17 protein-coding genes and 1 riboswitch are annotated in these 19233 nt (G+C 74.3%); of the genes, 7 read left to right on the forward strand and 10 right to left on the reverse strand.

Features of this window, described 5'->3' with window-relative positions; genetic code table 11:
- Nucleotides 1–1540 (reverse strand): DEAD/DEAH box helicase family protein (locus tag AB0F18_RS24060; RefSeq protein WP_362063948.1); only part of this gene is annotated, 1540 nt, incomplete at its 3' end.
- Between the two features lie 95 nt (nucleotides 1541–1635).
- Nucleotides 1636–3306, reverse strand: a complete 1671-nt coding sequence (locus AB0F18_RS24065; protein WP_362063950.1) for a sigma-70 family RNA polymerase sigma factor — start codon at nucleotides 3304–3306, stop codon at nucleotides 1636–1638.
- A 206-nt stretch (nucleotides 3307–3512) separates the two neighbouring features.
- Between AB0F18_RS24065 and AB0F18_RS24070 the strand changes: the two genes are divergently transcribed.
- Together AB0F18_RS24070 and AB0F18_RS24075 are read left to right on the forward strand one after the other, a co-directional pair.
- Nucleotides 3513–4139 (forward strand): bifunctional 4-hydroxy-2-oxoglutarate aldolase/2-dehydro-3-deoxy-phosphogluconate aldolase, encoded by a 627-nt coding sequence (locus tag AB0F18_RS24070; protein WP_362063952.1) that lies wholly within the window; start codon nucleotides 3513–3515, stop codon nucleotides 4137–4139.
- 2 nt (nucleotides 4140–4141) lie between these two features.
- Nucleotides 4142–5224 (forward strand): PfkB family carbohydrate kinase, encoded by a 1083-nt coding sequence (locus AB0F18_RS24075; protein WP_362063954.1) that lies wholly within the window; start codon nucleotides 4142–4144, stop codon nucleotides 5222–5224.
- Here AB0F18_RS24075 and AB0F18_RS24080 read toward each other — a convergent pair.
- Nucleotides 5124–6395 carry a serpin family protein gene (locus tag AB0F18_RS24080; RefSeq protein ID WP_362063956.1) on the reverse strand — a complete coding sequence of 424 codons (1272 nt, stop codon included), beginning with the start codon at nucleotides 6393–6395 and terminating at the stop codon, nucleotides 5124–5126. The genes AB0F18_RS24075 and AB0F18_RS24080 overlap by 101 nt on opposite strands.
- A 136-nt stretch (nucleotides 6396–6531) precedes the next feature.
- Here AB0F18_RS24080 and AB0F18_RS24085 point away from each other — a divergent pair, with 136 nt between their 5' ends.
- Entirely contained in the window at nucleotides 6532–7614 is a 1083-nt protein-coding gene (locus AB0F18_RS24085; RefSeq protein WP_362063958.1) for a dihydrodipicolinate reductase, read from the forward strand.
- Complete coding sequence (locus AB0F18_RS24090; RefSeq protein WP_362063960.1) at nucleotides 7611–8090, forward strand: carboxymuconolactone decarboxylase family protein; 480 nt, start codon at nucleotides 7611–7613, stop codon at nucleotides 8088–8090. Before AB0F18_RS24085 ends, AB0F18_RS24090 begins: the two co-directional genes overlap by 4 nt.
- 61 nt (nucleotides 8091–8151) lie before the next feature.
- On the opposite strand, the gene AB0F18_RS24095 is transcribed toward AB0F18_RS24090, so the two are convergent.
- Together AB0F18_RS24095 and AB0F18_RS24100 are read right to left on the reverse strand one after the other, a co-directional pair.
- Nucleotides 8152–9807, reverse strand: coding sequence for a GMC oxidoreductase (locus AB0F18_RS24095; RefSeq protein ID WP_362063962.1), 1656 nt, complete (start codon nucleotides 9805–9807; stop codon nucleotides 8152–8154).
- A gap of 89 nt (nucleotides 9808–9896) precedes the next feature.
- Nucleotides 9897–10439 (reverse strand): hypothetical protein, encoded by a 543-nt coding sequence (locus AB0F18_RS24100; protein ID WP_362063964.1) that lies wholly within the window; start codon nucleotides 10437–10439, stop codon nucleotides 9897–9899.
- A gap of 139 nt (nucleotides 10440–10578) precedes the next feature.
- Nucleotides 10579–10661: riboswitch (cobalamin riboswitch) on the forward strand.
- A 54-nt stretch (nucleotides 10662–10715) separates the two neighbouring features.
- Between AB0F18_RS24100 and AB0F18_RS24105 the strand changes: the two genes are divergently transcribed.
- From AB0F18_RS24105 to AB0F18_RS24115, 3 genes are read left to right on the forward strand one after another with little or no spacing between them, the layout of a single operon-like run.
- Nucleotides 10716–11705: an ABC transporter substrate-binding protein gene (locus tag AB0F18_RS24105; protein ID WP_362063966.1), complete on the forward strand. Its 990-nt coding sequence runs from the start codon at nucleotides 10716–10718 to the stop codon at nucleotides 11703–11705.
- Nucleotides 11702–12748: an iron ABC transporter permease gene (locus AB0F18_RS24110; RefSeq protein WP_362063968.1), complete on the forward strand. Its 1047-nt coding sequence runs from the start codon at nucleotides 11702–11704 to the stop codon at nucleotides 12746–12748. The genes AB0F18_RS24105 and AB0F18_RS24110 overlap by 4 nt, the downstream gene beginning before the upstream one ends.
- Nucleotides 12745–13536, forward strand: a complete 792-nt coding sequence (locus AB0F18_RS24115; RefSeq protein ID WP_362063970.1) for an ABC transporter ATP-binding protein — start codon at nucleotides 12745–12747, stop codon at nucleotides 13534–13536. Before AB0F18_RS24110 ends, AB0F18_RS24115 begins: the two co-directional genes overlap by 4 nt.
- A gap of 12 nt (nucleotides 13537–13548) precedes the next feature.
- On the opposite strand, the gene AB0F18_RS24120 is transcribed toward AB0F18_RS24115, so the two are convergent.
- The 5 genes from AB0F18_RS24120 to AB0F18_RS24140 form a co-directional block, all read right to left on the reverse strand.
- The gene (locus AB0F18_RS24120; RefSeq protein WP_362063972.1) at nucleotides 13549–13977 is read right to left on the reverse strand and encodes a MarR family transcriptional regulator; all 429 of its coding nucleotides are present in this window, start codon (nucleotides 13975–13977) and stop codon (nucleotides 13549–13551) included.
- Nucleotides 13977–14393 carry an SRPBCC family protein gene (locus tag AB0F18_RS24125; RefSeq protein WP_362063974.1) on the reverse strand — a complete coding sequence of 139 codons (417 nt, stop codon included), beginning with the start codon at nucleotides 14391–14393 and terminating at the stop codon, nucleotides 13977–13979. The genes AB0F18_RS24120 and AB0F18_RS24125 overlap by 1 nt, the downstream gene beginning before the upstream one ends.
- Before the next feature lie 153 nt (nucleotides 14394–14546).
- Nucleotides 14547–14927, reverse strand: coding sequence for a VOC family protein (locus AB0F18_RS24130; RefSeq protein ID WP_362063976.1), 381 nt, complete (start codon nucleotides 14925–14927; stop codon nucleotides 14547–14549).
- 133 nt (nucleotides 14928–15060) lie between these two features.
- A complete protein-coding gene (locus AB0F18_RS24135; protein ID WP_362063978.1) occupies nucleotides 15061–16677 on the reverse strand; it encodes a N,N-dimethylformamidase beta subunit family domain-containing protein in 1617 nt (538 codons plus the stop codon).
- A 159-nt stretch (nucleotides 16678–16836) separates the two neighbouring features.
- A complete protein-coding gene (locus AB0F18_RS24140) occupies nucleotides 16837–19230 on the reverse strand; it encodes a polysaccharide lyase 8 family protein (RefSeq protein WP_362063980.1) in 2394 nt (797 codons plus the stop codon).
- Nucleotides 19231–19233 lie beyond the last annotated feature (3 nt).

Below are 19233 nucleotides of genomic sequence, written 5' to 3' on the forward strand. Positions count from 1 at the left end.
GGGGGGGCGGGGGTTGGCCCCCCCGCCGCCGCTTCACCCCGCCCCGCGGCGCGGGGGGGGGGGGGGTGTAGAGCCCCCGCGGGCCCGGGCCCCCGCCCCCCGCCCGGCCCGCCGTCGCGGCCGCCGCCGGGGCCTTCGCCGCCGCGCTCGGGGCCTGCGGCTGCGCCAGCGCCTCCACCAGCCGTGAATCGTGCGCCCGCAGCGCCTCCAGGAGCCGCGCGAGGTCCCCGTACGCCCGCGAGGTCAGCATCGACTCCGGCGACTCGCCCGGCCCCAGCAGCACGGGCACCACCAGCGAGGCCACCTTCCCCTCACCCGGCCGGATCCGCAGCGCCCGGCCCACCGCCTGCACCAGGTCCGGCATGGAACCGCGTACGTCGGCCCAGAAGACGGAGTCGCACTCTTTGGTGTCCACCCCCTCGCCCAGCACCCGGACACTGCCGAGGAAGGCCTTGTCCGCGCCCCGGTCCGCGGCGAACGCGTCCAGCACCCGCCGCCGGTGCGCCGCCGTGTGCTGCCCGCACAGCCAGTCCGCCCACACCGTCCGCGGATACACCGGCAGCGGGCTCCGGCTCGACGCCCGCAGCCGGGCCGCGACCGCCGGCAGCCCCGCCGCGAACGCCTCGGCCTCCTTGGTCAGGTGATGGAACACCAGCGTCCGCCGGAAGCCCTGGTCCGCCGCCGCCTTCACCAGCGCCGCCTGGAGCGCCGCGAGCCGCATCCCGCGCACCCGGTCCGAGCGCCCGTCGGCGCCCAGCAGCACCGCCGACTGGAACCCGGGGTCGCTGACGTCCACGCACACCACCCGGTACGGGGCGCAGATGCCCCGGTCGATGGCCTCGGACAGCGAGAGGGTGTGGCAGCGGGAGCCGAACGGCCCCTCCGGGTCGTCCTCCATCGAGGCGACCAGCTCGCCCCGTCCCCGCGGTTCCCGGCCGGCCTCTTCCTCCTCCTCGGAGTCCTCGCCGTCACGCCACACCCGGGGCGTGGCCGTCATGTACAGCCGCCGGACGGACGGGATCCGGACGTTGTCGTGCACCACCGCCCAGGGCTTGCCGATCCGGCCCGAGGTGCGGTGCGCCTCGTCGACCACGACCAGGTCCCAGGACGGCAGCCCCGCCAGGTGCGCCCGCTCGATGGTGCCCAGGCCCAGCGAGGCGTACGTGGCGAACACCGTCACCCGCTCCACCGGCCGGGCGCCCCAGCGGGCCAGGATGCGCGGATCGGTGGTGGTGGGCACCCCCACGTCCTCGCCGCGCAGCGAGCACACCGCCAGGGCCCGCCCGGTGCGGCCCCCCTCCCGCCAGGCGGCGACGGTCTGCACCAGGAGATCGAGGGAGGGCACCAGGACGAGCACCCGGCCGGCCCGCAGCTCCTCGGAGGAGCGGACGGCGACGAGGGACTTCCCGGACCCGGTGGCCATGATCACCTGGGTCCGCAGGCCCCGCGCGGGCACCCGGCCGGTGGCGGGCAGCTGGAGGGCGCGCACGACGGCGTCCACGGCCTCGCGCTGATGGGGCCGCAGCTCCTTCCTCGGCACGCACCTCACCCCGCCCGCTCTGATCTGCCCTTTGGACTCCAGCTCCTATCTTGCCCCGATTCTGAGTCAAAGAGGAGGACGCGGGACCGGACCCCTCACATGCGGGCGCCGAAGTTCTGCGTCCACCAGGGGCCGCCGGCGCCCGGGTGCATGCCCACGCCGATGTCCTTGAAGGAGCAGTTGAGGATGTTCGCCCGGTGCCCCGGGCTCTTCATCCAGGAGTCCATCACGGCCTGAGCGGTCTGCTGGCCCTTGGCGATGTTCTCCCCGTACGTCGACCAGCGGTAGCCGGCGGCCGTGATCCGCGCGCCCGGGTCGGCCCCGTCGAGGTTGGTGTGCGAGAAGAAGTCCCGCTGCGCCATGTCGTCGGAGTGCCCCTGCGCCGACTTGTCCAGCTGCGCGTCCTCCTTGAGCGGGCCGCAGCCCGCCGCCGCCCGCTCGGAGTTGACCAGGGCGATCACCTGCCCGACCACCCCCGCCGGGGCGGGCGCCGGAGCGGGCGGCGCCGGCTTCGGAGGGTTGCTCCGGGTCGGCTCGGGCTCCGGGTCCGAGGCCTTCGAGCCGCTCGGGGACGGCGAGGCCGACGCCGAGGTGGAAGCCGAGGCGGAAGGGGAGGGGGAGGCGGAGCCGGAAGGCGAGGCCGAGGGGGAGCCGGAGGGCTGCGGCGAGGCCGTGTCCGGTGCGGAGAGGGCCCCCAGCGGCGAGGCGGGGGAGGCGCCGCCCGCCTCGTCGCCCTTCTTGCCGGGCATCGTCGTCAGGTAGACCAGGCCGCCGCCCGCCACGCACGCGGCGATCACGGCCCCTCCGATGGCCCGGCGCCGGTGCTGGCGCCGCTTGCGCTGCGCCCCGCGGCTGCCGGCCGGGTCACCCGCGCCCGCGTCACCACCCTTGCGCCGGGCCGCCCGGCCCGGGCCCGACACCACCGGGCTCAGCTGGGTCGCCGCGTCCGCGAAGGCCACCGGGGCGGTGCTCGCCGTCACGGCGGCCCGTACGCCCGTCATCAGCGCCGCCGCGACCGGGACCAGGGCCAGCCCGGCCAGCAGCCCCTCCGCCGGCATCAGCCCGTTCCACAGCCCGGAGCAGCGCAGGCACTCACGGGCGTGCCGGGCTATGCGCTTGCGCCACAGCGGGGACGGGCGGCCGTCCCAGGTGCCCGTCATGGCGCGGATCTGCTCGCACGGCGGCTGCGCCTCCAGGGCCCGCTCCACCACGCGCGCCGACTCCAGCTGCGCCTTCATCCGCTGCACCCGCACCGCCGTGTGCTGCGGGGTCAGCTCCAGCGCGGCCGCCACATCGGCCCGGGTCAGCTCACCGGCGCACTCCAGCCACCACAGCGACAGCAGCGCCCGGTCGTCGGGCTCCAGCCAGCGCGTGGCGCGGGCGGTCTCCCGGCGCTGCCCCGACAGCTGGAGCTTGACCACCGTCAGGTCGGCGAAGTCGGCGCCCGGGTCGGCGACGTCCTGAGCCGCCTCCAGGCCGCTCTCGCCCGGCAGACCGCTGCGGGCCTGCCAGTGGGCCCGTATCCGGTTCATCGTGATCGCCACCAGCCACGAGCGGAAGCTGTCGTCCGCGCGCAGACCGCCCAGCCCGTCGAGCGCCCGCAGCATCGTGTCCTGCACCACGTCGTCCACGTCGCAGGACCCGTTCAGGGCCCGGCCGACGATGTTGTAGACGAGCGGCAGATGGGCACTGACCAGTTCGTCCTGCGCGCGGGGGTCGCCCGCGCGGGCCGCTGCCACCAGCTCTGCCGTGTGCTGTGTACTCATGTGAACTTCCCTGTCCGTACCGGCGGTCGATGATGCCCAACAACTGGGAGACCGTCGAGGGGGACCCCGATAACACTTATCCGGAAGAACTTTTTATCCCGAGGAAGATCTGCGGCGCCGACCGGCCCCCTGATGTGTAAGGTCTGGACCAATAAGTCGCCTTGTTCGACGCCGAGTTCCCTCCGGGGAACATCCGGGAGGGGCCCGTGTCCTTGCGTCCGTACGAAGTGATGGCCGCCCAGCGCCTGCTCCCGGTGCTGCGCAGCAGTGACGCCGACGAGGCCGTCCGCGCCACCGAGGCCCTGCTCGCGGCGGGCTGCCGTGCCGTGGAGCTCACCACCTCCACCCCCGGCTGGGCCGGGGCCGTGTCCCGTACGGCCGCCCTGACCGACGCGCTGGGCCGCCCGGCGCTGATCGGCGTGGGCACCGTCACCACCGCGGCCCAGGCCGGGGCGGCGCTCGACGCGGGGGCCGGGTTCCTGGTGTCCCCTTACCCGGCGCCCGAGGTCCGCGAGGTCGCCGGGCGGCGCGGGGCGGCCTTCGTCGAGGGCGGGTTCACCCCCGGTGAGATCGCGGCCGCCGTCCGGTGCGCGGGCGCCGCGAAGGTCTTCCCGGCCCACGTGGGCGGTCCGGCGTTCCTCCGCTCCCTGCGGGCCGTCCTCCCCGACGCCTTCCTGATCCCGACCGGGGGGATCGCGCCCGGGGACATCGGCGACTGGCTCGCGGCGGGGGCGAGCGCCGTCGGCATCGGCAGCGGGCTCCCGGCCGACCCGGCGGAACTGGCCGCCCTGTTCGCGACCCTGGCGGCGCCGGGGCCGTACGGGGAGCGGTAGCCGTGGCGGCTTCCCCGGCTTCCCCGGCCGCCCGGCCGTACGACGTCCTCGTGCTCGGCGAGGTGCTCGTCGAGGTGCACGCGGACACCCCGCTGCGCGCGGCCGCCGACGGCACCGCCGCCCGGATCTCCTACTCCGGCGACGCCCTCAACGCCGCGGCCGCCGCTGCCGCGGCCGGGGCGCGGACCGCCCTGCTCGCGGTGGTCGGCGAGGACGAACTGAGCGTCCCGCTGCTGCACCGGGCCGCCGAGCTGGGCGTGGACGTCTCCCACGTCCACCGCGCCCCGTACCCCAACGGCGCCTACCTGCTCTGCGCGGACACCGGGGGCGAGCGCGAGTTCGTCTACTGGCGCACCCGCAGTGCCGGCTCCACCCTCTCCCCGGCCCACGTCGAGGCCTGGCGGGAGCTGCTGACCGGCGCCGGGGCGCTGATCACCAGCGGGATCGCCGGCGCGCTCTCCCCGACCAGCCGCGAGGCGGTGCTGGCCGCCGCCCGGACCGTCCACGGGGCCGGCGGCCACGTCACGTACGACCCCAACTTCCGCCCCCGGCTGACCGGACGGGACGAGGCCCGCTCCCTGCTGGCCGCGCTGGCCCCGCTGACCGGGCTGCTCAAGACCTCCTGCCCGGCCGACGCCCTGGCCCTGGTCGGCATCGCCGACCCGGGTGCGGCGGCCGCCCGCTACCGGTCCCTGGGCGCCCGCGCCGTCGCCGTCACCGCCGGGGCCGGCCGGCTGCTCCTCGACGACGGCACCCGGCGGGCATTCCACCCCGTCCCGGTCGACCCGGACCCCGTCGACGCGACCGGTGCCGGGGACTGCTTCACCGGCACCGCCACCGCCCGGCTCGTCCTCGGCGACCCCCTCCCGGAGGCGGTGGCCCACGGCATCGCCGCCGCCTCCCTGTCGGTCTCCGGCCGGGGCGGCACCGGCCGCGTCCCCGCCCTCGCGGAGACGGCGGCTCTGGCCGCCACGCTGCCGCCGCCTACTCCTCTTCCTCCCACGCCGCATCCGCCTCCTCTTCCTCGCGCCTCTTCTCCTCCTCCGTCTTCTCCTCCCGCTCCTCGTACGGGAGCGGACCGGTGACCCAGCCCGCGGCGAGGACCAGCCGCGAGGTGCGGTGGACGGCCAGGAAGCCGAAGGGGCGGTCGAAGGACACCTCGGCCCGGCGGGTGCGGTAGCGGATCCGGGGCGGCACACCACAGCCCACCGACATGGCGACCGCCGTCACCGCGGCGGCCTCGAAGCCCTCCGCGTGGAAGCGGGCCAGCGCCGACTGCCGGGCCGAGCCGACGGCCAGGGGCTCGGCGCTGACTCCCGGGAAGTGACCGCGGCTGTTGTCCGAGGCCTGCTCCAACCCGAACACCCGGGCCTGCTCCAGCAGATCGTGCTCCCCCCGTACCTCGAAGGCGGGCGTCTCGATCCGGAGCCGGGGTTCGGGGGACAGGGCGAGCACGGTGGCGACGGCCAGGCCGGGGCCGGAGTTGCCCTCCGGGAGCCGGCTCACGGGCGTGGTGGGCCGGGCCCGGGTGACGGCCTCGATCCCGGTGGTCAGGACTCCGCCGGGACCGGCGCCGGGCTCGCCCAGGACGAGGTGGACGTCGACCCCGCCGTCCCCGACCACCTCCAGCAGCGTCACCGCTCCGGCGGGGCCGTCCGCCACCCCGACCCGGTCCATCAGGGCCGTGTCGCGGCGCAGCATGCGCAGGGTCCGGCCGGCCCACGGGCCCGCGGACGGCCGGCCGTACCCCTCCCAGAACGGCTGGATCCACTTCAGCCGCAGCATGAGGGCCGAAGCCAGTACCAGCTGGGCCGCGTCGGGGCCCTCCGGCAGTGCGACCGGCATGCGCTCGATGTGGCCGTCCGTCCGCGCGGCGGCCCAGGCGTCCAGTGCCTTGCCGTCGGCGTCCGGATCGCCGGTCAGCGATCCCCGGGTGCCGGGCGCCAGCCGCTCCAACCAGGACGCCTCCAGCGGCAGGTCGGCCCTGGACCACAGGCCCGCCGCCGCCCGCAGGCCCCGTACGCCGTCCAGCGCGGCCAGCAGCTCCCGCGCGGCCCCCGCCGCCCGCTCGGCGGGTATGCCCAGGGCCTCCGCCAGCTCCGCCCGGGCCGGGCCCGCCGCCCCGTCCGCGAGGGGGGCCAGCAACGGCCAGACCCCGGCCGCGGTGAAGACCGTACCGGTGTCGCCCCGGTGGGCTTCGGCCCAGCGTGCCGTGAGCCGGTTGACCGCCCGTACCGTCGAGTTCCTCATGTTCATGCCGGGGGAGCGTACGGGGTGGCGCCCGGCCGGCCGAATCCTTTGTCCGCACCCGGAGTTCGGGGCCGTGTGCCGGGCCCGAAAAACATCCTCCACGACCCTGGGCTCCTCCGCGCCCCGTAGCTACCCTCCGCGCATGATTCCCACGGTGGTCTGGGGCACGGGCAACGTAGGCCGCGCGGCGATCCGCGCCGTCGAGGCCCACCCGGCGCTCGAACTCACGGCAGTGATCGTCCACAACCCCGCCAAGGTCGGCCGCGACGCGGGCGAACTCGCCGGGCTCGACCGCCGGCTGGGCGTGGCGGCGACCGACGACGTCGCGGCGGTGCTCGCCGCCCGGCCCGCCGCCCTCGTCTACGCGGCGTCCGGCGACGTCCGCCCCGACGACGCCCTCGCCGACATCACCCGGGCCGTCGCGGCGGGCGCGGCCGTCGTCAGCCCCGCCCTCTACCCGCTCTACGACCACCGCAGCGCCCCGCCGGAGTTCCGCGACCCGGTGCTCGCGGCGATAGCCGAGGGCGGAGGCTCGCTCTTCGCCTCCGGCGTCGACCCCGGCTGGGGCAACGACGTGCTCCCGCTGCTGCTGAGCGGACTGGGCACCACCGTGGACGCCATCCGCTGCCAGGAGATCTTCGACTACTCAACGTACGACCAGCCGGACTCCGTCCGCCACCTGGTCGGCATGGGCCTGCCCATGGACTACGAGCCGATGATGCTCATGCCATCGGTGCCGACCATGGTGTGGGGCGGGCAGATCCGGATGATGGCCCGCGCCCTCGGCGTCGAGCTCGACGCCATCCGCGAGACCTCCGACCGGCGCGCCCTCGACACCACCGTGACCACGCCCACCATGGGTGTCTTCGAGGCCGGTACCCAGGGAGCCATCCGCTTCGAGGTCCAGGGCATCGTCGCGGGCGAGCCCCGCATCGTCATCGAGCACGTCACCCGCATCCACGCCTCCTGCGCCCCCGACTGGCCCGCCCCGCCCGACGGCGGGGCCGGCGCCCACCGCGTGGTCATCGAGGGCCGCCCGCGCATCGAGGTCACCGTCGAGGCCACCGACGAGGGCGAGAACCGCTCGGCGGGCGGTAACGCCACCGCCGTCGGACGGCTGGTCGGCGCCATCGACTGGCTGGTGGAGGCGGAGCCCGGGCTCTACGACGCCCTCGACGTCCCGCTGCGGCCCGCAGTCGGCAAACTCGGAAGGAAACAGCCATGAGGATCGACGTCCCCGACGGCCAGCACCCCATCGAGTACGTGTGGGGCGACCTGGTCCCCGGCATCGGGATGGCGGCGGCCAACTTCTCCCTGTCGGTCTACGCCCACACCACCCTGGGCCTGCGCGAGTTCGAGGCGGCCAGGCTGCGCATCGCGCAGATCAACGGATGCGTCTTCTGCCTCGACTGGCGCACCGAGCGGGACGGGGAGAAGGTCGAGGAGGAGTTCGCCGACGCGGTCACCGAGTGGCGCACCACCAAGGCCTTCGACGACCGCACCCGGCTGGCCGCCGAGTACGCCGAGCGCTACGCCCTGGACCACCACAACCTCGACGAGGAGTTCTGGGAGCGGATGACCGCGCACTACAGCCAGGTGGAGATCGTGGAGCTGAGCATGAGCATCGGCTCCTGGCTCGCCTTCGGCCGGCTCAACCACGTCCTGGGCCTCGACAGCGTCTGTGTGCTGCCCGGGAGCTGAACGGCGGCGGGGCCGGCCGGGGCGCGCGAGGCGCCCGGCCGGCCCCGGTGACCGTGCTCCGTCACAGGTCCGTGGCGATGATCTTCTCGATGTTCCGTTCGGCGAGGGCCGTGATCGTCACGAACGGGTTGACGCTGGTGTTGCCGGGGATCAGCGCTCCGTCGATGACGTACAGGCCCGGGTGGCCGTGCAGGCGGCCGTAGTTGTCGGTGGCCTTGCCCAGGACGGCGCCGCCGAGCGGGTGGTACGTGAGGTGGTCGCCCCAGATCTTGTTCGTGCCGAAGAGGTCGGTGCGGTAGATCGTCCCCTCCCTCGCGTTGATCTTGTCGAAGATGGTCTTCGCCATGCCGATGGACGGCTGCTTCCAGGCCGTCTGCCAGTTCAGCTCGACCTTGCTCGCCGCCGCGTTCCAGGAGAACTCGGCGCCATTGGGGTTCTTGGTGATGGAGAGGTAGAAGGAGGCGTACGTCTCGATGCCGGTCGGCAGCGGGGCCACCTCGGCGAAGGCGCCGCCCGCGTCCCAGTTGTCGATGCCCCCGCAGGGGATGGACGCCTGCACCGTGCCGGTCGGGTCCCACATGTGGTTCGCGCGGCCGCACATGACGTTGCCGTTGTCGCCCCAGCCCTTGCCGATCTCGTCGTTGAGGAGCGGCAGGGCGCCGGTCGCCTTCAGCCTGACCAGCAGCTTGCTGGTGCCGACGCTGCCGGCCGCGAAGAACACCCGGTCGGCGGTGACGGTCTTGACGGCGACGACGTCGCCGGTGGTGTTCAGCTCCTCCATGACGACCGCGTAGCCGCCACCGTCCGAGGGGGAGACGGTGGTGACCCGGTGCAGCGGGGAGATGGCCACCTTGCCGGTTGCCCGGGCGGCGGCCAGGTAGGTCTTCTGGAGGGACTTCTTGCCGGCGTTGTTGCCGTAGAGGATCTCCCCGTCCACGGCGGACCTGGGGACGGTGCCCGCCACCTCCTGCTTCATGTAGTCCCAGTCGTAGACGTCGGGTACGAAGACGAAGGGGAAGCCGGAGCGCTGGGCGTGCTTGCGGCCGACGCGGGCGAACTGGTAGCAGTCCACCGTCTCGAACCAGTCCGGGTCGATGAGGCCCACCCCGAGCCCGGCGTTGGCCCGCGGGTAGTAGGTGCCGTACATCTCGTCGGCGTCCACCGTGGGGAGGATGGCGGCGAAGTTCTGCCGCCTGGGGGTCACGGCCATGCCGCCGTTGACGAGCGATCCGCCGCCGACCCCGCGGCCCTGGTAGACGATGATCCCGCCCATCTCCTCGGCGTCGAGGATGCCGGTGTACTTCGGGACGTCCTTGTCGATGGGGAAGCCGAGGAAGTTGCTCAGCGGCGCCTTGGTGCGGGTGCGCAGCCAGAAGGAGCGGTAGTCGGGCTTGGTGGTGTTGGCGAAGATCTTGCCGTCGCTGCCCGGGGTGTCCCAGGCCATGCCCATCTCGACCATGTGGACGTCGACCCCGGCCTGGGCGAGCCGCAGCGCGGCGACGGAACCGCCGTAGCCGGTGCCGATGACGAGGGCCGGGACATGGGTCCCGGATGCGATGGGGGCGTTCGCGACGGCGGATGCGGTGGCGGGACGGGCACGGGCCGCGGTGGTGTCGACCGCGAGTGCCATGACCCCAAGAAGAGAACTGGTTCCAGCGATGAACCCGCGTCGCGAAACACCCTTGGACACCTTGTTGTGCAGGCCTTTGTCGCTCATGTGGCGTTCCTCACTCTCGACGGAGTGGGAACAAGTTCTACTGTTGGCTGCCTGCTAAGTCACTAGATACGTCGAGGTAATTTCCGGACTTACGAGAGGCTCCACTGGGCGATGTCGTCGCCGAGCCCCGAGTCCAGGGCGAACTGCACCGCCGCCGCGACGGCCTCCTCCGGCAGCCGGAAGGTGACGAAGCCGACCGCCGACCGGCCCGGGTCGAGGGTGACGGTGTCGGGGAGGGCCGGGCCGGCGTCCGTGGCGCCGCTGAGGCCGGTGAAACGCTGCCCGGCGGTGTCGAGCAGGTGCGCGGCGGAGGCGGGGGAGTCCTCGTACGGCACCGTTCCGGTGTTCTCCAGGCGCAGCTCCACGGCGACCAGCCGGTCGGCCCCGGGCTCCGGCGCGGGACCGGCGGGGTCGACGACCCGGGTGAGGGTGACGTCGAGGTGCTCCCCGGGGCGGTCGCCGTCGAGGGAGACGGTCTCGCCGGAGCCGCCGGGGCCGGCGGCGAGCAGCAGGGCCGCGACGAGAGGGGTCAGGAGGAGGCGGGCCAGGAGGGGGCGGGCCAGGAGGCGGCGGCTGCCGTGACCGCCGTGACCGCCGTGACCGGCATGACTGGAGTGACTGGCGTGGCGCATGGCGGACCTCCTCCACACCTCCCCTCACGGCCCACGATCCCCCGTACCGTCCCCTTCCGCCACCGGCGGCGTTTGGGCCCCTTCGAGCGGCAAAAGCGCCATCTGGCAGACTTGGCCGGGTTGTCCCAGGCGGTGCAGGACAGGAAACCGGTGCGATTCCGGTGCGGTCCCGCCACTGTGACCGGCGTTCCCCGTCCGCGGGGCTCCGGGAGTCAGACACTGACGCACCGCCCCTCCCTTCGACCGGGGACGAGGATCCCCCGGAGAGGCCTTGCCATGTCGCGTTTCCGCGCTGCCCTGCGCCCGCTTTCCGCGCTCGCGCTCCTGATCCCCCTGACCGCGTGCGGCGGTCCGTCCGAGGCCGGACGGCCCGCCTCCGGCGCGAAGGCCGCGCCCGGGTTCCCCTACACCGTCACCAACTGCGGGGTCAGCAGCACCTATCAGGCCCCGCCCGAGCGCGCCGTCACCATGAACCAGCACGCCACCGAGATCATGCTCGCCCTCGGCCTCCAGGACCGGATGGCCGGCACGGCCTACCTCGACGACTCCGTGCTCCCCGCCTACCGGTCCGCCTACGACGGCATCAGGGTGCTGGCGAAGGAGTACCCGTCGAAGGAGGTGCTCCTCGGCGCCAACCCCGACTTCGTGTACGGCGGTTACGCCAGCGCCTTCGACAAGGGGCAGGGCCGCGACCGCGAGGGCCTGGCCTCGGCGGGCATCAACTCCCGGCTCAGCGTCGAGTACTGCACGCGGGGGCCCGTCGGACTCGCGCAGCTGAGGACCGAGATCACCGAGGTCGCCCGGACCTTCGGCGTGCCCGAGCGCGGCGCCGCCCTCGTCGAGGACGAGCAGCGCCGTATCGACGCCGTCACCGCACGGGTGAAGGACCGGGCCCGCCCGTCCGTCTTCGTCTACGACTCGGGCGAGGCCTCCGCCTTCACCTCCGGAGGCGACGGCATCGGCAACGAGATCGTCTCCCTCGCCGGGGGGACGAACGTGTTCGCCGACCTCAAGGACACCTTCGGCGACGTGTCGTGGGAGAAGGTCATCGAGCGCAAGCCCGAGGTCGTCCTCGTCTACGACTACGGCGGCACCACCGTGGAGGCCAAGAAGCAGCGCCTGTTGAACGATCCGGCGCTGGCGGAGGTTCCCGCCGTGAAGAACCGGCGGTTCGTCGTGCTCCCGCTGTCCTCGGCCGTCCTGGGCGTGCGGGTCGCCGACGCGGTCGAGTCCCTGGGCCGTCAGCTGCACCCCGACGCCGCGTGACCGGGGGCCGTCGCCTGGGCCGTCGCACCGCGGCCGTGCTGGTGCTCCTCGCCGCCGCGCTCGCCGGCTCGGCGGTGGCCGGGCTCGCCCTGGGGCCCGTACGCATCGCCCCCGGGCAGGTGCTCGACATCGTGCTGGACGGGCCCGGGGCGCGGGGCGGGGCCTTCGCCTCCATCGTGTGGGACGTACGGATGCCGCGCGTGCTGCTCGGGGCCGTGGTCGGCGCCGGGCTCGCCGTCGCGGGCGCGGTGCTCCAGGCCCTCGTGCGCAACGCGCTCGCGGACCCCTTCCTGCTCGGCGCCTCCTCGGGTGCCTCGGCGGGAGCGGTGCTGGTCGTCGTGTTCGGGGCGGGCGCGGCCGGGATCCTGGGCGGGACCGGCCTGCCGTTCGCCGCGTTCGCGGGCTCCCTGGCCGCGCTCGTCGCCGTCTACGCCCTGGCCCGGCGCGGCGGCACCATGACCACCGCGCGGCTGGTCCTGGCAGGGGTGGCCGTCCAGTACGTCCTGTCCGCGCTGACCAGCCTCGTGCTCGTGCTGTCCGCGCACCCCGACCAGATCCGCTCCGTGCTGTTCTGGACCCTCGGCGGCCTGGGCGGGGCCCGCTGGGACGAACTCGCCCTGCCTGCCGTCGCGCTGCTCGTCGGCACCGGCCTGCTCGTCACCCTCGCGCGCCCCCTCGACCTGCTGCTCGCGGGGGAGGAGGGAGCGCGCACCCTGGGCCTGGACACCAGCCGCTTCCGGGCCGCCGTCTTCGTCCTCACCTCCCTCGTCATCGGGGTGCTCGTGGCGTACAGCGGGGCGATCGGCTTCGTCGGGCTGATGGTTCCGCACGCCGCCCGTATGGTGGCGGGCGCCGGGCACCGGGCGCTGCTGCCCGTCTGCGCGCTGGCCGGGGCGGTCTTCCTGACCCTGGCCGATCTGCTGGCCCGTACGGCGGCCGCGCCCCGGGAGATACCCGTCGGCGTGGTCACCGCGCTGGTGGGCGGACCGTTCTTCCTGTGGATGCTGCGCAGGTCCACCCGGAGCGAAGGAGTGGCCGGATGACGGGGCGTCCGGTGGAACTCGCGGTCCGGGCCCTGCGTTACGAGGTCGACGGGCAGACACTGCTGCACGGCGTCGACCTCACCGCCCGGCCCGGCGAGACGGTCGGGGTCGTCGGACCCAACGGCAGCGGCAAGACGACGCTGCTGCGCTGCGTCTACGGCACCCTGCCGCCCACCGCCGGCCGGGTACTGCTCGACGGGGACGACGCCCCGGCGCTGGGTGTGAAGGAGCGCGCGCGGCGGGTGGCGGTGCTCCCGCAGGACGCGGCCGGCACCTTCGGGCTGACGGTCCGCGAGGTCGTGTCCATGGGGCGCAGCCCGCACAAGAGGTTCTGGGAGCAGGACGGCCCGGACGACCGCCGGCGCGTCACCGAGGCCCTGGAGACCGTCGGCGCGGCCGCCTTCGCCGGGCGCCGCTTCGACGGACTCTCGGGCGGCGAACGCCAGCGCGCGCTGGTGGCCCGCGCCCTCGTGCAGGAGCCCGGGCTGCTGGCGCTGGACGAGCCCACGAACCACCTCGACATCCGCTACCAGCTGGAGGTTCTGGGCCTGGTCCGGCGGCTTCCCGTAACCGCCCTGCTCGTCCTGCACGACCTGAACCTCGCCGCGTCCTTCTGCGACCGCCTCTACGTCCTGGCGGGCGGCCGCGTGGTGGCGCAGGGGCCGCCGGGGCAGGTGCTCACGGAGGAGCTGCTGGCGGAGGTCTACGGGGTCCGTACCCATGTCGCCGTCCATCCGGCGACGGGCGCTCCGAGCATCGTCTACCTCCCGGAGCGGCCCGCCGGCTGAGGGCCGACCGCCTCAGGCCTCCGGCTGGGCCAGCCGCCTGAGCAGGGGCAGCGCCTCGCCGAGGGGCACCGCGCGGAAGAAGCGCGCGTCGGCCTCCTCGACGGCGGCGACGGCGCGGGGTGCCAGTTCGGCACCGGCGGCGGTGACGCGCAGCCGCTTCGCCCTGGTGTCGGCCGGGTCGACCTCGCGCTCGACGAGCCCCTTCTGCTCCAGGGCGCGCAGCACCTGGGAGGTCATCTTGACGTCCGTGCCGGCCTGGCGGGCCAGGGCGAGCTGGTTGGGGTGCTCACCCTGGCCGTTGAGCCACCAGGCACAGGCGAGCAGCACGAACTGCACGTGGGTGAGGCCGAGCGGGGTCAGCGCCGCCGAGACCTCCCGCTGCCAGCGCAGGGTGGCGTGCCAGAGCAGGAACCCGGGGCTCTCGCCGGGGCTGAGTGCCATCAGCGTGCCGCCCGCTGCGCCAGCGCGGCCATGGTCTCGGGCCAGTCGGCGGTGATGCCCGGGCCGATCCCGGGCCCGGCCTCGTCCGCGCCCGGGCCGGTGATCTCCATCCGGTAGGTGATGCGGACCGGGCCGTGGTCCGCGCGGTCGATCCGGTGTTCGGTGCGCAGCAGGAGGCCGCCGAACCGGGCCTCGTCGACGAACAGCTCGTCCTCGACGGCCTCGGCGACGACCAGCGGCACCGGGTCCTCTCCGGGCGGGGTCATCGTGATGCGGGCGCCGACGGCGAACGGGCCGTCGATCTCGATCCGCTCGATCCCGGGGTTCCAGTCACCCCAGTTCTTGACGTCCGCCCAGAGGCGCCAGACCGCCCCGGGGGTGGCGGTGGTCTCGATGGTGTGCTCGTACGTCCACATGCGCGCGCTCCTTCATCGTCCTGTCCTGCGCTCTTCTTCATTCCATCTGTTCGTAGATTATCTGTGCGCAGACTATCTGTCCAGGGCTCTGCGGCGGGGGAGGACGTGCGAGAGGCCCGCGGCGCGGTGCGCCGCGGGCCCCTGAGGCTTCCGTCAGCCGCCGTACGGGCGGGTGATGATCTCCATGGCGTGCCCGGCGGGGTCAAGGAAGTAGACCCCGCGCCCGCCGTCGTTGTGGTTGATCTCGCCCGGGTGCTTGCGGTGCGGATCGGCGAAGTACTCCACTCCGCCCTCCCGGATCTTCTCGAAGGCCGAGTCGAACTCTTCCTCCGAGATGAGGAACGCGTAGTGCTGCGGGGTGATGGACTCGGCCGGGATGGTCGCGAAGTCCAGGGTCACCCCGTTTCCGGTGACGACGGGGACGAACGGGCCCCACTCCGGGCCGACTTCGAGACCGAGGACGTGCGCCAGGAATTCGGCGGACTCCCGGTTGTCACGGGAGTGGATGATGGTGTGGTTCAACTGGACGGACATGGGTGAATGCCTCCGCAAGGCATGTCACGGCACCTCCATGCCTCACCCGGTCGGTGACCGACACGCGATGCCGTCACCTTGATCCTAAGCACGCCGCCCGCGCCCGGTCCAGCGAAAACCGGACACGTGGGCCTCACGATCCCCCGTACACCGCCTTGACGTTGTCCTGCGCCGGATGCGTCCGGCCGGCCGGGCCCGCGGCGAAGACGCGCAGCAGGTTCTCCGTCACCCGGGTGGTCAGGGCGCCCGAGCGGGCGTCCAGACCGTGGTTGGTGCCGCTGCGGCCGTCACCGGTGGCGTCCAGGGCCTCGACCCAGCGCATCGTGCCGGTCGCGAACACCCCGGCCCCGCTCGGCACGGTGTAGTACGCCGTGTCCTGATGGCTCGGCCGGCCTTCGCACACCACGGGGGAGTGGGCCAGTATCTCGATCGGGCGCGGAGTCGGGAAACCGGTGTTGACCTTGTCGTACTCCACGCCGACCAGGTGCGCGAAGCCGTCGCCGGCCTTCGCGCCCGTCCCCTCGAACAGCCAGTGCCCCGGGTTCGTGACCACGTAGGGGGCGTCCACCGGGTAGCCGTCGTAGATCACGCCGAGCAGCGAGCTCTCCGGGTCGGCCCCCGGGGCGGAGCGGAAGTCGACGGTCGCCGGCTGCCCCCGCCTGAAGCCGGGGTCTTGGTCGTAGGAGGACTTGTAGCAGACCACCGTACGGTCCGGGCCCAGCTCGGAGGGCTCCAGCCGGATACGGCGGAAGCAGCAGTTCGCGCCCAGTATCGCGATGTTGCTGCCCGCGTCCCGGGCCGCCGTGACGTGCGCGCGCTGCTCCGGCGACCAGTACTCGTCGTGGCCGGGCGACAGCACGGCCGAGGCCCCCTCCAGCAGGCGCCGCTCCCGCGCCACATCGGTGGTCGTCGCGTAGGCGAGGGGTATCCCCAGCCGCTCGGCGAGCGCGACCAGCGGTGCCTCGTAGACGAGGAACAGCCCCGCCCCGTCGTCGTACTCGTACGGCCGGTCGAAGGTCACGGACAGCGAACGCGAGGCGTAGCCGCCGCTCGGGCCGTCGTAGCTCCCGTAGCCGCCCCAGCGGTTGTAGGCCTGCCAGGTCGCCACCGCGTTGACGATCACCGTCCGGCCCGCCGTGGCCGCCGAGCGGACCGTCACCGGCACGAACCGCTGCCCCTCGCCGCCCTGCGCGTCGAGCCGCAGCAGGTAGCAGCCCTCCGGCCAGCCCTTCGTGTCCACCGTGGCGGTACGCGGCCACCGGGTGCGGACCATGCGGGTGCCGGCGTCCACCGTGGGCTCGGGCTGACGGACCCCGGTCAGCGCCTCGGAACGCCACACCAGCCGGGCGCGGGCCCCGCCGTACCATCCCATCCGGTACGCGGAGACGGTGAACCGCGGGGCGGTGGTGGACACGTGCAGCCCGAACGACTCCCCGGGCAGCACGCTGACCCTGTCCGCGAACCCCTCGATGGCGCGGGCCGGTCCGGCCTTGGTCACGTGCCAGTCGGCGTTCCCGGGCCGGGCGTTCTCCGCCTTCACATCGAATCCGCCCCGGCCGGGCGCGGCCGGCGCCTCCTTGCCCGCACCGTCCCCCTTCGGTGTGCCCCCGCCTCCGCCCCCGCCGCCCGGGCCGCCCGCGCAGCCGGTGACCGAGCCGAGCCCGGCGGCGGTGGCCGCGCCCGTCGCGATGGCGAGGAACCGCCGCCTGCCCGCGCCCTCGGCGCCCCCGGGTATGTGCTCCTGATCCATGCGGGGCACGGTATGACACCCCTGCCCGCCCGCCCGGCACCACCCCACCGATGAGCCGCCCGCCTCGCCCCGGCCGGGCCCCCGGCCACCTCGGGCCGGCACCGGAGCGGTTCGGGTCCGTACACGAGACCCCTGCCGGGCCGTGTTCCCCCGCCGCCCTCACCGCATCCGCACCACCACCTCATGGCTCACCCCCGCCGTGGCGCCGAGGCCCCCGAAGACGAGCCGCAGCCGGGCCCCCGTCCCCGCCGAGACCAGGTGCGGAGGCCGGGACAGCACCGCCGCGACGGGCCGGTCCCACACGAGCTCCAGCTCCTCGGCCGCCCGGGCCGGATCGGCGACGCACACCCTGGCCGTGCCGTCGGCCCTCTCCCGCACCGTCACCGAACAGGGGGCGCTCGCCTCCAGCGGGCCGGCCGCCCCGGCCCGCCAGAAGTTGACACCGGTGAAGCCGAGCGGGCCGACGGCCACCCCCTGGGCCGCCGCGCTGTTGGCGAGGACGACGGGCCACCCCGGCATGGCCGCCCGGGCCGCCGTCCCGGCCACCGAGGCCCCCGGAAGCAGCTGGTACGCGTACTCCGCGTCCTCCGGATCCGTGCCGTGGTCGTACCAGAGGGTGAGGTAGCGCCGGGTGAGCGCGGTCCTGGAGCCGCCCTGGTTCACCTCGCTCCACCGCCCGGTACGCGCCTCCCTCAAGGCCCTGACGCTCCCCGGACCGTGGAACACGTACCCGCCGAAGCCCGCCAGGTGCGCCCAGCCGGGAGAGGGGAACTCCGCGGACCAGCCCGGGGCGCACGGCCGCACGCGGCCGCCGACGGTCAGCGCGTGCGTCCCGGCGGCACCGAGACCGCGGTTGTCGACCACCGACTCCACCGGAACGCCGTCCGAGGAGCTGATCCCCGCCCCCAGGCAGACGATCGCGTCGGAGAGGAAGAACCAGGACTTGCGGGCCTCCAGGGTGCTCCCCAGACCGCGCAGGTGCTGACCGACCGACGCGAACTCCCCGTCGCTCGACCCGCCCACCCATGCCGTGTCCGGCCGGGCCGCCCCCCAGGCGCCTCCCGCCGCGTCCGCCAGCGCGTTCCGCGCCACGGTGGTGCCCGGCAGCCGGTACGGGTCGACCGTGGGCCAGAACGCGTCCGAGTACTGGCCGTTGCCGTACGAGGAGCCCCACCAGCAGAGCATCCCGCTGCCGGTGTGCCAGCCGCGCAGGTTCTCGCCGTTGCCCGTCTCGTAGTGGGCGATGCGCCGGGAGGCCATGGACAGCGAGGCCGCCCAGCCCGGTCTCCGGTGCGTGGCCCGGTCCATCGAGGCGAACAGCCGGTGCCCCACCGGCTCGGGCAGCGGCGTCACCGCCGGGTCGGCGCCGAGCTCGGCCAGCCGCGCCAGGGCGGGGATCCCGAGCGTCCGGTCGGCGAGGGGAGGGCTGTAGTGCGCCCGCTCCGCCCAGCCCTTCACCAGAGCGCGCCAGCGGGCCCGCTCGGCCCTGCTCGCCCCCTCGGCGAGCAGCAGGATCGCGGCCAGCAGCGCATGCCCCCGGGTGTGGTCGTCCTGCCGGATCCGCCGGGCGTCGGAGGCCGCCACCCCCCGGCTGACCGCCCGCCCGGACACCGCGTCCATGACCAGCCCGTTGAACAGGAAGGGCGCCCAGCTCCGCTCCACGGCATCGAAGACGTTCTGCCGGCCGGGATCCGTGACCTCCCACGGCGTTCCCTTCAGCAGGGCGAACAGCAGGCCCAGCCCGTTCAGCAGGACGGCGCCGTAGGTCCCGGCGTACGGCACCCAGAGGTGCTGGACGAAGGAACCGTCCCGGTAGAGGCCGTCGCCGGCGGTGACGTACGGGAAGACCGGCCCGAGCGCGTCCCTGGCCAGGGCGATCTTCGCGGGAGCGGAGCCCACGACCCCGCGCAGCGCCAGCACCCGGCACAGGTCGACCCGGTTGGCACCCGTACTCGCCTGCTGGTAGACGGCCACGGCCGAATCGGGGACGAAGTGGTCCACCGCCGCGCAGAAATCGGCGCGGCGGGCCGACGACAGCTCCCCGTACAACAGGACGCACACGTCCAGCAGGGCCTGCGGGGCACCGATCTGCCAGCACCACCAGTTGCCGTACGGCTCCCGACCCGCGTGGTACACCTGCGCGTGCAGATGGTCCAGGCCCGTCAGCAGGGCCTTCAGCAGGGCGCTGTCCCCGGTGACCCCGGTGCCGGGCCGCGTATAGGCCTCCGCCATGCTCCGCAACCGGTTGTAACTCCTGCTCATCCGCTCGGGATCCGAGGCGAACCCCAGGTCCGGCCACAGCGCACCGGCCGCCGGGCGCATCGCCGCGGCCCAGCGGCCCGCCTCCTCGCCGAGTTCGGCGAGCCGCGAACGGAACGGCGCGGCCGTCTCGGAGAACCCGCCCCCCAGCACGAGGCCGAGCCACACCGCGCGCATCGCCTCATGGACATCGCCCACGGTGCCGGCTCCCGCCCGGGCGGCCGGCCCGCCCCCCAGCAGCGCACCTCCGCCCGCGGCGGAGAGGAAGGCGCGCCGGCTCCACCTCTCTGTCATCAC

The organism is Streptomyces sp. NPDC029216, from assembly GCF_040648015.1.
GTDB lineage: Bacteria > Actinomycetota > Actinomycetes > Streptomycetales > Streptomycetaceae > Streptomyces.

What these genes read in the sequence shown, in the direction of transcription:
- AB0F18_RS24125 (WP_362063974.1), bottom strand. Translation starts at nt 14,393, where the DNA reads ATGTGGACGTACGAGCACACCATCGAGACCACCGCCACCCCCGGGGCG.
- AB0F18_RS24135 (WP_362063978.1), bottom strand. Translation starts at nt 16,677, where the DNA reads ATGGATCAGGAGCACATACCCGGGGGCGCCGAGGGCGCGGGCAGGCGG.
- AB0F18_RS24065 (WP_362063950.1), bottom strand. Translation starts at nt 3,306, where the DNA reads ATGAGTACACAGCACACGGCAGAGCTGGTGGCAGCGGCCCGCGCGGGC.
- AB0F18_RS24105 (WP_362063966.1), top strand. Translation starts at nt 10,716, where the DNA reads ATGTCGCGTTTCCGCGCTGCCCTGCGCCCGCTTTCCGCGCTCGCGCTC.
- AB0F18_RS24130 (WP_362063976.1), bottom strand. Translation starts at nt 14,927, where the DNA reads ATGTCCGTCCAGTTGAACCACACCATCATCCACTCCCGTGACAACCGG.
- AB0F18_RS24080 (WP_362063956.1), bottom strand. Translation starts at nt 6,395, where the DNA reads ATGAACATGAGGAACTCGACGGTACGGGCGGTCAACCGGCTCACGGCA.
- AB0F18_RS24100 (WP_362063964.1), bottom strand. Translation starts at nt 10,439, where the DNA reads ATGCGCCACGCCAGTCACTCCAGTCATGCCGGTCACGGCGGTCACGGC.
- AB0F18_RS24085 (WP_362063958.1), top strand. Translation starts at nt 6,532, where the DNA reads ATGATTCCCACGGTGGTCTGGGGCACGGGCAACGTAGGCCGCGCGGCG.
- AB0F18_RS24090 (WP_362063960.1), top strand. Translation starts at nt 7,611, where the DNA reads ATGAGGATCGACGTCCCCGACGGCCAGCACCCCATCGAGTACGTGTGG.
- AB0F18_RS24095 (WP_362063962.1), bottom strand. Translation starts at nt 9,807, where the DNA reads ATGAGCGACAAAGGCCTGCACAACAAGGTGTCCAAGGGTGTTTCGCGA.
- AB0F18_RS24120 (WP_362063972.1), bottom strand. Translation starts at nt 13,977, where the DNA reads ATGGCACTCAGCCCCGGCGAGAGCCCCGGGTTCCTGCTCTGGCACGCC.
- AB0F18_RS24115 (WP_362063970.1), top strand. Translation starts at nt 12,745, where the DNA reads ATGACGGGGCGTCCGGTGGAACTCGCGGTCCGGGCCCTGCGTTACGAG.
- AB0F18_RS24140 (WP_362063980.1), bottom strand. Translation starts at nt 19,230, where the DNA reads ATGACAGAGAGGTGGAGCCGGCGCGCCTTCCTCTCCGCCGCGGGCGGA.